The sequence below is a fragment of the Ruegeria sp. HKCCD7559 genome, from assembly GCF_013110575.1.
In the GTDB taxonomy this organism is placed as follows: Bacteria; Pseudomonadota; Alphaproteobacteria; order Rhodobacterales; family Rhodobacteraceae; genus Ruegeria.
In genome coordinates this window covers 461,641-476,704 of record NZ_WVQU01000001.1, presented here as the reverse complement: position 1 = coordinate 476,704, position 15,064 = coordinate 461,641, and the positions used below count along the sequence as shown (strand labels likewise).

General features: G+C 58.7%; 12 protein-coding genes. 3 read left to right on the top strand and 9 right to left on the bottom strand.

Annotation, left to right across the window (positions count from 1 at the left end):
• From GS605_RS02340 to GS605_RS02330, 3 genes are read right to left on the bottom strand one after another with little or no spacing between them, the layout of a single operon-like run.
• Positions 1 to 1,167: a M20 aminoacylase family protein gene (locus GS605_RS02340; protein WP_171722942.1), complete on the bottom strand. Its 1,167-nt coding sequence runs from the start codon at positions 1,165 to 1,167 to the stop codon at positions 1 to 3.
• A 40-nt stretch (positions 1,168 to 1,207) separates the two neighbouring features.
• A complete protein-coding gene (gene argE / locus GS605_RS02335; protein ID WP_171722941.1) occupies positions 1,208 to 2,377 on the bottom strand; it encodes an acetylornithine deacetylase in 1,170 nt (389 codons plus the stop codon).
• A gap of 5 nt (positions 2,378 to 2,382) precedes the next feature.
• A complete protein-coding gene (locus tag GS605_RS02330; protein ID WP_171631087.1) occupies positions 2,383 to 4,203 on the bottom strand; it encodes an ABC transporter ATP-binding protein in 1,821 nt (606 codons plus the stop codon).
• A gap of 285 nt (positions 4,204 to 4,488) precedes the next feature.
• Between GS605_RS02330 and GS605_RS02325 the strand changes: the two genes are divergently transcribed.
• The 3 genes from GS605_RS02325 to GS605_RS02315 all read left to right on the top strand — a co-directional run bounded on the left by GS605_RS02325 (position 4,489) and on the right by GS605_RS02315 (position 8,270).
• Entirely contained in the window at positions 4,489 to 6,195 is a 1,707-nt protein-coding gene (locus GS605_RS02325) for a peptide ABC transporter substrate-binding protein (RefSeq protein WP_171631085.1), read from the top strand.
• A gap of 94 nt (positions 6,196 to 6,289) precedes the next feature.
• Positions 6,290 to 7,297, top strand: a complete 1,008-nt coding sequence (locus GS605_RS02320) for an ABC transporter permease (RefSeq protein ID WP_171114986.1) — start codon at positions 6,290 to 6,292, stop codon at positions 7,295 to 7,297.
• Complete coding sequence (locus GS605_RS02315) at positions 7,290 to 8,270, top strand: ABC transporter permease (RefSeq protein ID WP_171631083.1); 981 nt, start codon at positions 7,290 to 7,292, stop codon at positions 8,268 to 8,270. Before GS605_RS02320 ends, GS605_RS02315 begins: the two co-directional genes overlap by 8 nt.
• Before the next feature lie 7 nt (positions 8,271 to 8,277).
• Here GS605_RS02315 and GS605_RS02310 read toward each other — a convergent pair whose 3' ends face one another.
• The 6 genes from GS605_RS02310 to GS605_RS02285 form a co-directional block, all read right to left on the bottom strand.
• On the bottom strand, positions 8,278 to 9,414 hold the full coding sequence (locus GS605_RS02310) for an MFS transporter (RefSeq protein WP_171722940.1): 1,137 nt from the start codon (positions 9,412 to 9,414) through the stop codon (positions 8,278 to 8,280).
• A 68-nt stretch (positions 9,415 to 9,482) separates the two neighbouring features.
• Positions 9,483 to 10,760 (bottom strand): DUF3422 family protein, encoded by a 1,278-nt coding sequence (locus GS605_RS02305; RefSeq protein WP_171722939.1) that lies wholly within the window; start codon positions 10,758 to 10,760, stop codon positions 9,483 to 9,485.
• A 107-nt stretch (positions 10,761 to 10,867) separates the two neighbouring features.
• On the bottom strand, positions 10,868 to 11,224 hold the full coding sequence (locus GS605_RS02300; protein ID WP_171631075.1) for a VOC family protein: 357 nt from the start codon (positions 11,222 to 11,224) through the stop codon (positions 10,868 to 10,870).
• Between the two features lie 162 nt (positions 11,225 to 11,386).
• Positions 11,387 to 12,841 (bottom strand): NAD(P)(+) transhydrogenase (Re/Si-specific) subunit beta, encoded by a 1,455-nt coding sequence (locus GS605_RS02295; protein ID WP_152458621.1) that lies wholly within the window; start codon positions 12,839 to 12,841, stop codon positions 11,387 to 11,389.
• Positions 12,842 to 12,854: 13 nt separating this feature from the next.
• On the bottom strand, positions 12,855 to 14,426 hold the full coding sequence (locus GS605_RS02290; RefSeq protein WP_171722938.1) for a Re/Si-specific NAD(P)(+) transhydrogenase subunit alpha: 1,572 nt from the start codon (positions 14,424 to 14,426) through the stop codon (positions 12,855 to 12,857).
• 129 nt (positions 14,427 to 14,555) lie between these two features.
• On the bottom strand, positions 14,556 to 15,005 hold the full coding sequence (locus GS605_RS02285) for an isoprenylcysteine carboxylmethyltransferase family protein (RefSeq protein WP_171722937.1): 450 nt from the start codon (positions 15,003 to 15,005) through the stop codon (positions 14,556 to 14,558).
• Positions 15,006 to 15,064 lie beyond the last annotated feature (59 nt).

The following is a 15,064-nucleotide window of genomic DNA, read 5'->3' as shown; positions in this document are numbered from 1 at the left end:
TTATGCCACGGGCAATCGTCGTTCCACGATCTCGGCAAACCAACTGCAACCGGCGGGAATCGCATTGTCGTCAAAATTGTATTCCGGGTGATGGCACATGGCCGTGTCCCCGTTCCCGATAAAGATGTAAGCTCCGGGCCGTTCTTCAAGCATGTAGGCGAAATCTTCCGACGGCATGATCGGATCAGTGCTGTCATTGACCTTGCCCGCCACGGCCTCGGCCGCCTCGGCAGCGTATGCCGTCTCAGCCTCGGAATTCACAGTCACAGGATAGCCGGGCGACCAGACGACATCTGCCTTTGCGCCGAAGGCCGAGGCCGTATCCTCGGCGATCCTGCGAACGCGCTCTTCTGCAATGGCGCGGTATTCGGGGTCGAGCGTCCGGACGGTCCCCTGCAAGCGGACGGTATGCGCGATCACGTTTGACGCGACACTGTCCGTTTCAAACGTACCCACGGTCAGCACCACGCGTTTGATCGGATCCACGGTGCGCGCCACGACGGATTGCAACGACACGACGATATGCGAGGCCACCAGCGTGGTGTCTACCGCGTCATGCGGTGCAGCCGCGTGTCCGCCCTTGCCGGTGATCGTGATTTCGAATTCATCAGATGAAGCCAGCAATGCGCCGGGTCGGATCGCGAATTCGCCCACCGGCAACCCCGGCATATTGTGCATGCCATAGACCTCATCAATGCCCCAGCGGTCCATCAGGCCGTCCTGACACATGGCCAGACCGCCTGCGCCACCTTCTTCGGCGGGCTGAAAAATCAGAACAACGGTGCCATCAAAGTTTCGGGTTTCAGCCAGGTACTGGGCGGCCCCAAGCAGCATCGAGGTATGCCCGTCATGCCCGCAGGCGTGCATCTTGCCCGATACAGTCGAGGCATAGTCCAACCCCGTCGCTTCTTCGATCGGCAATGCATCCATGTCAGCGCGCAATCCGATCACGCGCCCGGTCGTATCCTGCCGTCCCCGGATCACAGCCACGACACCCGTCCGGCCAATTCCCGGCGTGATCTCATCCACACCAAATTCCCTGAGACGCTCGACAACGAAAGCAGCCGTTTCATGCACGTCATACATCAGTTCAGGATGTGCGTGCAGGTGGCGGCGCCACTTGGTAATATCACCATGCATCTCTGCAAGTCTGTTTTTGACTGGCATCTCAAGACCCTCCCCTGAACCACTAAGGCCACGTTGAATGTTACGCCGCGCTCAGCCTTTCAACCAATCGCTGCATGAACCTATGCCCAGCTTCGAATTGCGCGATCGATATGAACTCGTTCGGCTGATGAGCCTGCGCGATATCGCCGGGGCCGCAAATCACGGCTGAATACCCGGCCGCCTGAAACTGCCCTGCCTCGGTCCCATAGCTGACGACGTGACTTGCGTTGTCCCCGGTCAGGGCGCGCACCAAAGCTTCGGCCTCTCCATCCTGTTCGGGCACCAGCCCCGGGATCGCGAAATGTTCAGACAGTTCGATGCGCGTATCGGGGTGAACGGCCTGCATCCGAGCTTCGACCTGGCGGACCTGTTCGATATAGGCATCGCGCCATTCAGCCTGCGTTTCGTCCGGCACCGTGCGGAAATCCATCATGAAAGTGCAGTCTTTGGCGGTGATGTTATGGGCTGTCCCGCCTTCAATCATGCCGACATGACAGGTTGTCCACGGCGGGTCAAATACGGCCGCGATTTCGCTCGGCTCAGCAGCCATGCTTTCGGCATTTCGGTGATTTGCCCAATCAATCAATGGCGCCGCCGCCATGATCGCGTTCACGCCAGTGTGCATGATCGAGCTGTGCACTTCGAACCCGACGATATGTGTATCTATGCCGAACCCGCCCTTATGCCCCGTCACCGCCTGCATCATCGACGGCTCACCCACTATCACTGCCGATCCCTTGGGCAGAACCTGTTGCATTGCTTCAATCATCGGCGGCGCACCGGTGCATCCGACCTCTTCGTCAAAGCTGAGCGCCAGCTGAAGCGGCCGGCTGATATTGGCATAGTGTGCTTCGACCAGAGCCCAGATGGCCAGGGCGTCAAACCCCTTCATGTCGCAGGTGCCGCGACCGAAGTACTTGCCGTCTTTCTCGGTCACCGTGAAAGGATCAGTGTCCCACGGCTGACCGTCCACCGGCACGACATCCGTGTGACCGGACAGAACCACCGCACCTTCTTCCAATGGACCAACATGCGCAAAGATCGCGGCCTTGTGCGGTTGGTCCGGATCTGGCCAGCGGTGGCTTTCGATTCCGTGGCCTTGCAAGTAGTCCTGAACCCAATCCACCAGCGGCAGATTGGTATCACGGCTTACGGTCGGAAATGAGATCAGCTGTGTCATGATCTCAAGCGGAGTCAGGCGTTTCGCCATTTGGGTCAATACCCGCTGTCCGTGGTCAGAATGAAGTGCCCTGCCTCAACCTCTTGATATTGCGAAGGTTCCGGCGTGTAGTTGGTGGGATGAATAGGAGAAGGGATCGGTTTGAAATTCAGATCCTTTTCCGATTTCCGCTTGTTCGGGTCTGCGATCGGAACCGCCTTCATCAGCGCCTGCGTATAGGGATGTTGCGGGTTCTCGAACACCCGCGCCCGGGGCCCGAGTTCGACAATGCGCCCCAGATACATGACCCCGACATAGTGGCTGACGCGTTCGACAACGGCCATGTCGTGGCTGATGAACAGGTATGACAGGCCCAGCTCGGACTGCAATTCCATCATCAGGTTCAGAACCTGCGCCTGCACCGACACGTCAAGGGCCGAGACCGCCTCATCCGCAATGATCAGCTTGGGGTTCAGGGCCAAAGCGCGGGCAATTGCAATCCGCTGACGCTGACCGCCCGACATTTCATGCGGGAAGCGACGCATGAAGCTGCGCGGCAATTGCACCTTGTCGAACAATTGTGCCACGCGATCCTGAAGTTCGGATCCCGATGCCACACCATAATTGCGCATCGGCTCGGCCACTTGGTCGACCAGCTGCATCTGCGGGTTCAGTGACGCGAACGGGTCCTGGAAAATCATCTGCATGTCCAGCCGCGCCTTGCGCAAACCAGATGGATCAAGCTTCATGATATCGACACCGTCCAGATCAATCTCGCCCGCCAAAGGCTCAACCAGCCGCAGGATCGAGCGCCCAGCCGAAGACTTGCCGCACCCGGATTCGCCGACAAGACTGAGCGTCTGACCTTTGTTCAGAGTGAACGAGACATCCTCGACCGCATGAACGTTCGAAATCGTGCGCCGCAAAAGCCCGCCTTTGACCGGGAACCGTGTTGTCAGGTTCTTGACGGTCAGCAGAACCTCTTCCGTACCCGGAATTGGTGCAATTTTCTGCCCTTCGACCCCCAGTAGCTTCATCGGCTCGGGCGCAGATTTACCCTGCATCTCGCCCAGTTTCGGCACCGCGGCCAGAAGCGCCTTGGTATAGTCGTGCTGCGGGTTTTCAAAGATTTCCTTGACCGTGCCTTCTTCGACCTTGTTGCCGCGGAACATCACCACCACGCGGTCAGCCATCTGGGCAACCACGGCCATGTCGTGGGTGATGAACATCACCGCAGTTCCGGTTTCCCGCTTGAGGCGGTCCATCAAGGCCAGGATCTCGGCCTGAATGGTCACATCCAGCGCCGTGGTGGGTTCGTCGGCGATCAACAGGCGCGGCTCACAGGCCATCGCCATCGCAATGACAACACGTTGGCGCATCCCGCCCGACAACTCGTGAGGGTATTGTTTCAGACGGCGCTCGGGCTCTGGGATACGGACCTGACGCAGCAGTTCCAGCGCCCGTTGCTCGGCCTGCGCCTTCGTCATGTCCTTGTGGATGCGCAGACCTTCGGTTAACTGCCGGCCCACGGTGAAAACGGGGTTCAGCGCGGTCATCGGCTCTTGAAAGATCATCCCGATCTCGTTGCCGCGAATCTGTTTCATCAGATCCTGATCGGCCTTGGCCAGGTTCATTTTTTCGCCATCGCGGCGATCAAACAGCAGTTCGCCGCCCGCGATTTCGCCGCCACCAAACTCGACCAGACGCATCAAAGACAAAGATGAAACCGACTTCCCCGAGCCCGATTCGCCAACGATACAAACGGTTTCGCCTGGTTTGACCTCGAACGAGACGTCCTCAACACCAACAACGGGACCGTCCTTTGTCTGAAACTCCACCCGCAGTTTTTTGATTTGAGCAATAGGCTGATCCAGCACGTGCGCGCTCCCTTGACGAGGTAATTCTTGTTCTGAGTGCCGAACGCTACGGCGGGCCACCGGGAAAAGTCAAACCCATTACACATTTTCGCGACGGCACCACTTGCATTTTTCTCAAGTTCTGTTTCGATACCCAACGTAACCGCCTTGGGGAAGCAGCGCCGACGGAATCCGTTAGCGCTATTATCGTGAATGATCAAAACCTTACCCCGAAGCGGCAACGCCAAACCCGCAGGCCTTGCGGAGATAATCGAGACACGAACGTGTCCAATTCGGGAGTGACTTATGAAAATCAAAACCCTTTTGCTTGGTGCGATCGCAAGCACGGCAATGGCCCCGATGGCCTTTGCCGAGCGCGGTTCGGACGGCAATGTCAGCATCATCTATTGGCAGGCTCCGTCGATCCTGAACCCGTTCCTGTCCGGCGGTACGAAAGACGTGGAATCAGCCTCGCTGGTGATCGAGCCACTTGCACGCTACGACCAGGACGGCAACATGGTGCCATTTCTGGCGTCTGAAATCCCGACCGTGGAAAATGGCGGTGTCAGCGAAGACCTGACGTCGATCACATGGAAAATCGCGCCGGGAATCACGTGGTCTGACGGCTCTCCGTTCACCGCTGCTGACGTGAAGTTCACCGCTGATTACTGCATGCACCCGGAAGGTGGCTGCGCACAGGTCACCAAGTTCGAAGGCGTCACCTCGGTCGAAGCTGTTGATGACCTGACCGTCAAGGTCACTTTCGACGCACCGACCCCCTTCCCCTATGGCCCGTTCGTCGGCGGTGAAAGCCCGATCCTGCAAAAGGCCCAGTTCGAAAACTGCATGGGCGCCAAAGCCCCCGAATGCACCGAGCAGAACTTCAACCCGATCGGCACCGGCCCCTTTGTCGTCACCGAGTTCAAGCCGAACGACGTGATCACCTTCAAGGCCAACGACAACTATCGTGATCCGGCAAAACCTGCCTTTGCGACCGTGACCTTCAAAGGCGGCGGTGACGCGACAGCTGCTGGTCGTGCTGTCATGGAAACTGGTGAGTTTGATTATGCCTGGAACCTGCAACTGGCTCCGGAAGTGATCGCTCAGATGCAGGAAGGTGGCAAAGGTACGCCGGTTGCAGGCTTCGGCCCGCTGGTCGAGCGCATCATGCTGAACCAGACCAACCCGTCGCCCGAGCTGCCTGAAGGCGAGCGTTCGACAGCAAAGCATCCGCATCCGTTCCTGAAGGACCCGGCCGTTTACAAAGCCATGTCCATGGCCATCGACCGTCCGCTGTTGGTGGAAATCGGCTATGGTCAGGCTGGTAAAGTGACCTGCAACTGGGTTCCGGCCCCTGCTGCGTTCAACTCGACCTCGATGACCTGTGACACCCAGGATATCGAAGGCGCCAAGAAACTGCTGGATGATGCCGGCATCGTCGACACCGATGGCGACGGCGTCCGCGAGAAGGATGGCGTTCCGCTGAAGATCGTCTATCAGACCTCGACCAACGCCGTCCGTCAGGACTTCCAGGCGCTGATCAAGGAATGGTGGAGCCAGATCGGCATCGAAACCGAACTGCGCAACATCAACGCATCGGTCTTCTTCGGTGGTGACCCGGGCTCGCCCGACACGTTCCAGAAGTTCTATGCCGACGTTGAAATGTACGCCAACACCTTCAACGGCACCGACCCGCAGTCCTATCTGGGCAACGGCCTGTGCGACAAAGCTCCGCGTCCTGACTCGCAGTGGCAGGGCGAAAACATCAGCCGCTTCTGCAACGAAGAGTTCGACAAGCTGCACGCTCAATTGGCCGAAACCGCTGGTCTGGAAGCGCGTGCGGAAATCGCCAAGCAGCTGAATGACATCATGGTTCAGAATGGTGGTATGATCCCGCTGGTTCACCGTGGTCGCCTGTCGGCGCATGCAAACACCCTGGGTGGCGTTGTCCTGAACGTTTGGGACAGCGAGCTGTGGAACATTGCGGACTGGTACCGCAAGACCGGTTCCTAAGCACTGACCTTGCAAAACCGCGCCCCGATCGTTATCGGGGCGCGGTCATTTGCATCCCACCCCAACAAGAAGACGCATATAAAGGCGCCTCTTAATGCTTAATTTCACAATCAGACGACTGGTGCTGGCCGTTCCAACGCTGCTGTTCATCAGCCTCGTCATCTTCCTGCTCCTCGAACTCGCACCCGGCGATCCGATGGCGCAGGTTCCGCTCACCGTTCCCCCCGAAGTCAAGGAAAAGATGCGCGAGGCGCTTGGCCTTGGCCAGCCGATGCATATCCGGTTCTGGAAGTGGATCGTGCAATTCTTCTGGATCGAACCGCAGGTTCTAATAGACCACATCTTCGGCACCAGTTTTTCCGCAGGCGACCTGCGTGTAATATCCTGGCAGACCCGCTCGCCCGTCATGGACATCGTCGTTCAGCGTATCCCGCAGACCCTGTGGGTTGTCGGCACCGCCTATGTTGTCGCCATCCTGATCGCGCTGCCCATCGGCATCTATTCGGCCTATCGCCAGTATTCCTGGTTCGACCAGATGGGCACCTTCGTGTCGATGGTCGGCTTCTCGGTCCCTCCGTTTTTCTCGGGCGTTCTGGTGATCGTGATCTTCTCGGTCCAGTTGGGCTGGTTCCCGTCGATCTATGACACGACCCATGTGGTCAACAGCTGGGACAGCTTCGTCGTGCAGCTGAAGCAGATGATCATGCCGGTCATGGTGCTGGCGTTGCAGATCACGGCACAGCTCAGCCGTTTCATGCGCGCCTCGATGCTGGACAATCTCAACCAGGATTACGTTCGCACCGCCCGCGCCAAGGGGCTCAGCGAATACACGGTCGTCATGGTCCACGTCCTGCGGAACTCGATGATCCCCGTGGTCACGGTCATTGCACTGGGCATTCCGGCCATCTTCGGCGGCGCCATCATCACCGAGCAGGTATTCAAGGTGAATGGCATCGGCCAGTTGCTGATTGGCGCCATTCAGGCCAATGACCTGCCAATGGTGCAAACCCTGACCTTCATCTTTGCCGTGCTGATCGTGTTGTTCAACCTGATCGCCGACGTCCTGTATGGCATTCTGGACCCGAGGATTCGCTATGACTGATCACGACAAATCAGACACGCTGATCCCCGACGAAGGTCTGGCCCCGGCATCCACCGCGCTGCCAACCGCTGATGTGATGGAGGAACTCACGACCCCGCCGCGCAGCCAATGGCGCGACGTCTGGGATCAGTTCAAGACGCACAAGGGCGCCATGGTGGGTGCGGTGCTGTTCATCCTGATCGTGGCGGGCGTCTATCTGGGCCCCTATCTCTGGAGCATCGATCCAACGCAGATCGATATCCGGGCCCGCAATCAGGGGCCAAGCTGGGCGCATCCCTTCGGCACCGACCAGTTGGGCCGGGATATTCTGGCGCGCATGATGTCGGGCGGTCAAACCTCGGTATCGGTGGGCATCACCGCGATGCTGCTAGCACTGTTCCTGGGATCGTTCATCGGCGTTCTGGCCGGGTTCTTCAAACGGCTGGATGGTCCGCTCATGCGTCTGACAGACCTGTTTCTGGCCCTGCCCCTGCTGCCCTTGCTGCTGGTCATGATGCTGCTGTTCCGCGAGCCCCTGTCGGCCGCGTTCGGGTTGGAGCGTGGGATCTTCATCCTGATCGTCTGCGCCATCGGCATCACCTCATGGATGCCGACCGCACGGATCGTGCGCGGTGATGTGCTGGCCATCAAGGAACGCGAATTCGTTCTGGCGGCACGCTCCATCGGCACCAGTAACAGTCAGATCATCACGCGGCACATTCTGCCCAACGTGCTTTCACCGATCATGGTGTCCGCGACGCTGGGGATTGCCACGGCGATCATTACCGAAAGCGCGCTTTCCTTCCTGGGTCTGGGCTTTCCGCCCGACTTCCCGACATGGGGCCGCCTGCTGTTCGACGGAGTCGATTACCTACAGCAATACCCTGAGCGTGTGTTCTGGCCTGGTCTGGCAATCTCGCTGACTGTCCTGAGCGTCAACTATCTGGGTGACGGTCTGCGCGACGCACTGGATCCCCGCATTCGCGGACGCTGAAACAAGTTCAGTCGGCGCGCCTCAGCGCGCCGGCCAACAGCACGATCAGAACGGCCAATGGCAACAGCACGGCGAATGCCAGACGCAGGCCGAACACTTCCGCCAAAAAGCCGATCAACGGCGGACCGATCAACAGCCCCCCATACCCCAATGTCGCAACACTTGCGATGGCTTGCCCCGGCGGCACATTCGGATCGCTGGCCGCCCGGCTGAATGCCAGTGGCATGATCACGGCATAACCTATTCCCATCAATGCAAAGCCGGCCAGCACGGGCAGGATCGTTGCTGTTGAAACCACCGTAAAAACACCAAACGCCGCGCAAATACCGCCGAACCGGGCGGAAACGACTGGACCGAACCGGATAATAACAAGCGCGCCTGCAAGTCGAAACGCCACCATGGTTACTGAAAACACCGCATAGCCCAAGGCAGCGACGCTTTCCGACGCCCCCGTGATGTCACGCAGATATATCGCGCTCCAGTCTGCCACGGCCCCTTCGCCCAACGCTCCGCACAAGGCGGCTATGCCAACCAGTATCAACGCGCCGGATGGCAAGGCGAAGACCGTACTCTGAGGCTCTTGGGATTGGCGCGAGGTCCAGCTTACCCAGGATGACGCAAGCGCAAGGCCAACAACCATGCCACCCGCCAACAGGAAGTGCACAAGAACCGTCAGCCCCATCTGAACCGCGGCATAACCGCTGAGCGCGCCAAGACCTGCACCAAGGCTCCACATTGCATGGAACGAGGACATAACGGGTTTGTCATATGCCTGCTCTACCTCGGCGGCCCATGCATTCATCGCAACATCCATCGACCCGTGGAAGGCGCCAAAGACAAACAGGAACACTGCCAGCCCCCAAAGCCCATCCGCCATGGCCAGCAAGATCAGCGACCCCGTATACAGAATCGCAATGATCCGGGTGATTGCAACAGCGCCGAAACGATCCGTAAGCCGCCCGGTTATCGGGAAAGAGCAGACAGCCCCAGCAGCCATGAACAACAGGCCGAACCCGAGCGCATCATGGGACAGTTCCAAGCGGTCGCGTATGGCGGGAATGCGCGACGCCCAGATTCCGAACAGGGCACCATTCAGAATGAACATGGCGGCGACAGCGCGCCATGCTGCAACTATGCTTGCCATCCCATGCCCTCGCTCAGCTTACCCAATGCCACCGTTCTACAGGTCAGAAAAAACTTGGCAATTGCTGCTCAACCGAGCCGTTTGCGAATGCGTCGCACCGAGTACCACACCGCGGCGACAACCGGGATCGTAACCGCCGCCGTCAGCATTCCCTTGCTGATGCCAGAGGCCGTCAGCGGATACAAAAGATAGCTGACCAGCGAAACCGCGTAATAGCTGATGGCAACCACGGAAAGCCCCTCGACCGTATGTTGCAAGCGCAGTGCCAGATCAGCCCGACGGTCCATGCTTTCCAGCAACGCCTGATTTTGCGCGCTGCGTTCCACATCCACTCTTGTCCGCAGCAACTCACCCGCGCGGATCGCCCGGTCCGACAAGGCCTCAAGGCGGCGTTCCGTGGATTTCACGGTGCGAATTGCAGGGTCATATCGGCGCATCATAAAATCGGCGAAATTCTGACCGCCCTCGAAACGTTCTTCTCGCAACACTTCGATCCGCTGGTTGACGATGGCCTCATACGCCCCGGTGGCTCCGAACCGGAAAGAACACCGTGCCGACAATGTTTCGAGCTCGATCGACGTTGCCAGCAAGTCCTGCAACAGCGCGTCAGGCTGCGCCGAGTTGCCAGTCATCTGCCCCATCAATCGGGTGAGTCGCCCATCCAGCTCTCCGATACGCGGCATCAGCTGCTTGACGCGCGCAAAACCCAGCATCGACATCGCCTTATAAGTTTCAATTTCGCAAAGACGCTGAATAATCCGTCCCGTCCGACGCCGTCCGGTGCCCTCGGCCACGAACAAGGCAAAGCGCATGTGACCTGCCGGATCGATCCGAAAATCACTGGCACAAACCGCTGCATCGTCCAACACCCTGGACACGGCCAGGCTTTCCGGCTCGAACCAATCCAGCAGTTTCGATTTCACCACGTCGTCACTTTCGCGTTCAACCACGCGCACCAGAACCGACGTAACCCTTTGACCCGGACTGGCCATCAACCAATCGGGCGGAAAGACCTCAAAGTCAGCCGGGTCAAAGGCGCGTTCACTCACATTCTGCGCGATCGCCGTATAGGTCACGAATTCGGTATGCTGCTCCCACTTCAACCAGTGGCGTCCAATCTGGCCCGCGTAATGCGTGGCGTCCGGCCGAGGGTGCTGCGCACCGTGGCGATCCAGCAGGTCGATCAAATGAGCCAAATCCTCACGTCGATCGCGCGCCACGGCGGCCTCAGGCTTTTTGATCGCAAGAAAGACCACCGTACAGGGCATTGACGCGACCGGAAACGGTCGAGCATGCAGTTCATTGGCCAGCGCATAGCGAAGGGGATGGTCATCTATCGGTGTCATGTGAGGCTCCGCATCGTCACGCGCACTATACGGCACATAATTGACACATCAATTCTCTTTTTATTTCACGTACTTACAGGGGTACAACGGTATACAACCCTGCTATCTCATTGATTTGGCTGCCACAGCTCGATGGGGTTGCCTTCGGGATCATGGATGCGGGCAAATTTTCCAACTTCGCTGTCCCAGTCAGGATTGGTTTCCACCGTGATTCCAGCCTGCTCAAGCTGCGCCGTCAGCGCGCCCAGATCATCGACACGAAAATTGATCATCCACTGCTGATCGGCCCGCCCGAAATACGCGGTGTCCTCCGCGAATGGCGCAAAGACCGTATAGCCTTCACGCTGCTTCCAAGGCACGGGGTCATAATGATTGACGCCCAGGTGCTTCTCATACCAGGCGCTCAGCGCTTTAGGGTCGCGGGCGCGAAAGAACACTCCGCCAATACCATTCACTTTCTCCATCCTCGACCTCCTGCCATCTGTGCCGCCACCCCAGACTACCACACTCCGCCTGCTTCATCTGGCTGGAAATATCCTGGGGGTTTGGGGGCAACGCCCCCATACAAACTCAAAAAAGAAAAGGGCGCCCAAAGGCGCCCTTTGCAATCGGATCAAACGCGACGATCAATCGATCATCGGCAGCAACTTGTCCAGCGACTCCTTGGCGTCGCCGTAGAACATGCGGGTGTTCTCTTTGAAGAACAGCGGGTTTTCGATGCCAGAATACCCGGTGCCCTGACCACGTTTCGAGACAAAGACCTGCTTGGCTTTCCAGCATTCCAGAACCGGCATGCCGGCGATGGGACTGTTGGGATCTTCCTGTGCCGCAGGGTTCACGATGTCGTTCGAGCCGATGACGATTGCCACATCCGTGTCCGGAAAGTCGTCGTTGATCTCGTCCATTTCCAGAACGATATCATACGGCACCTTCGCTTCGGCCAGCAAAACGTTCATGTGGCCCGGCAAGCGACCCGCCACAGGGTGGATTGCGAAACGAACGTTCTTGCCCTTGGCCCGCAGCTTGCGCACCAGTTCGGAAACCGATTGCTGCGCCTGTGCCACAGCCATGCCATAGCCCGGAATGATGATCACGCTGTCCGCGTCGTTCAAGGCTGCAGCAACGCCATCGGCCTCGATTGCGATCTGTTCGCCTTCAACGGCCATCTGTTCGCCCTGCGGGCCGCCAAAACCGCCAAGTATCACGCTGACAAAGTGGCGGTTCATCGCCTTGCACATGATGTAGGACAGGATCGCACCAGACGAGCCCACCAGCGCACCCACCACGATCAGTAGGTCGTTGCCCAGCGAGAAACCGATCGCCGCAGCCGCCCAACCCGAATAGCTGTTCAGCATGGACACAACCACCGGCATGTCGGCGCCGCCAATACCCATGATCAGGTGATAGCCGATGAACAACGCTGCCAGCGTCATCAGGATCAGCGGGAACAGACCCCCTGTCGATGTGTACCAGATCAGGCAGATCAGCGAGAGACCCGCCGCCGCCGCGTTCAGCGCATGGCCACCGGGCAGCTTTGTCGCTGCCGAGGTCACCTTGCCCGCCAGCTTGCCATAGGCGACGACCGACCCGGTGAAGGTGATCGCACCAATGAAGATGCCCAGGAACAGTTCCACGTGCAGGATTGCCAGCTCGGCCGGGGTTTTCTTGGCAATCAACTTGGCAAAAGACCCCAGATCGGACAGATCCGCCTGGCTGGCACTGTCCGCAATGGCCATGACCTGCGCCACGTTGCCGATCTCGAAATGCGCGTTGAAGCCGACGAACACGGCCGCAAGACCGACCAGCGAGTGCATCGCCGCAACAAGCTGCGGCATCTCGGTCATCTGCACGCGCTGCGCAACATACTGGCCGATGAAACCACCGCCCGCGATCAGCAGCAGCGACAGAAGCCACAGACCCGAGCCCGGGCCAACCAGCGTGGCGAAAACCGCCAGCGCCATACCGACGATGCCATACCAGACCGCGCGCTTGGCGCTTTCCTGGTTCGACAAACCGCCGAGCGAAAGGATGAAAAGGACAGCCGCAACAACATAGGCGGCAGTGGTGAAGCCATAATCCATGTGCCCGGCCTCCTTAAGATTTCTGGAACATGGCGAGCATGCGCCGGGTTACGAGGAAACCGCCGAAGATGTTGATCCCGGCCATGAAGACGGACAGTGCCGCCAACAGAATGACCAGGAACGACCCCGATCCGATCTGCATCAGGGCCCCGACGATGATGATCGACGAGATCGCGTTGGTGATCGCCATCAGCGGAGTGTGCAGGCTGTGTGCGACGTTCCAGATCACCTGGAAGCCCACAAAGATGGCCAGCACGAAGACGATGAAGTGCTGCATGAAACTCGCCGGAGCGATCAGCCCCACCAGCAGCATCAGCACGCCACCAACACCCAGCAGGGTGAACTGCTGCTTGGTCTGCGCCTTGAAGGCCGCAATTTCCTGCGCCTTCTTTTCTTCCGGGGTCAGTTCCTTGACCTCGGGCTTTTTCTGCGCCGCGATTGCCTGCACCTTGGGTGGTGGCGGCGGGAAGGTGATCTCACCCTCATAGGTCACGGTCGCGCCGCGGATCACGTCATCTTCCATGTCGTGATTGATCTGGCCGTCCTTTTCAGGCGTCAGATCGGTCATCATGTGACGGATATTGGTCGCGTACAAAGACGAAGACTGCGCCGCCATCCGGCTGGGGAAGTCGGTATAGCCGATGATGGTCACGCCATTGTCGGTCAACACCTTTTCGTCCGGCACGGTACCTTCGACGTTCCCGCCGCGTTCGGCCGCAAGGTCAACGATGACCGAGCCCGGCTTCATGGCCTTGACCATGTCTTCCAGCCACAGCTTTGGCGCCGGACGGTTGGGGATCAGTGCCGTGGTGATGACGATATCTATTTCCGGGGCCAGCTCTCGAAACTTGGCCAGCTGCGCATTGCGGAACTCTTCTGACTGGACGGAAGCATACCCGCCGGTGGCCGCACCATCCTGCTGTTCTTCTTCGAAGTCCAGATAGACGAACTCGGCCCCCATCGATTCGACCTGCTCGGCCACCTCGGGGCGCACGTCGAACGCGTAGGTGATTGCACCCAGCGAGGTCGATGTACCGATCGCGGCAAGCCCGGCAACACCGGCCCCGACGATCAGAACCTTCGCAGGCGGCACCTTGCCAGCCGCAGTCACCTGACCGGTGAAGAAACGACCAAAGTTGTTGCCCGCCTCGATAACGGCGCGGTAGCCGGCAATGTTGGCCATCGACGACAATGCGTCCATCTTCTGCGCGCGAGAAATACGCGGCACCATTTCCATGGCGATCACGTTTGCGCCCTTGGACTTGGCAAGGTCCATTCCTTCTTCGTTTCCGGCAGGGTTGAAGAAGGAAATCAGCGTCTTGCCCTTGGTCAGACGCTTCAGTTCCGTCTCGGTCGGGATACGAACCTTGGCGATGATATCTGCGGCCTTCCACAGCGATGCTGCGGTCTTGACAACTTCAACGCCCACGGCCTCATACGCCGCGTCCGAAAAACCGGCGGCAGCACCTGCGCCTTTTTCGATCAGGCACTCATAGCCCAGTTTTTGCAGTTGCACGGCCGAGTCCGGTGTCATCGCGACCCGGTTCTCGCCGTCCAGTATTTCCTTTGGCGTGCCTATCTTCACTGGCAGTCCCCCTAATTCTTACTCGTTCTGAGCGGGTGATCGGTATTCTTTGTTAAGCAAAGATGTATCCTGCGCAACATTATTTCGCAAGCGCAGCATTTTTGACGTGATGTCATTGCAGCATCCACACTAGATCCAGCGCCGTGTCTTGCGTTCGTAGCGAGCGTAATCAGCGCGAAAGGTACGACGCAGGCGGTCTTCTTCCGGCAGGATGAACCGACGCTCCAACACCCAGACAAAGACTGGCAAAAGAACCAAGGACAGCACGGCATCAAACCGAAGGATAAGACCCGCAAGAATCAGAACGTCGCCCACATAGATCGGATTGCGACTGCGCTTGTAAATGCCGGACTGCACCATCGACGACGGGGTTTCATGTGGGATGACGGTTGTCTTGTGACGGCGGAATTCGACCACTGCCAGAACAGCCATCAGGATTCCACCTCCGATCAACACCCCGCTCAGAAGATCCGTCAAACCGCCCTCAAGCGACAGGCCCAGCTTCAGATACCTTGCCTGCAACCAGGCAAGAGCCGCAAAAGCAACCAACCAAACCGGTGGAACGTCCATCCAGCGCATGCAAAGCCCTCATTGAATGACGACAAGATCAAGCACATGTCGCTTCTGCGCGATGTCCT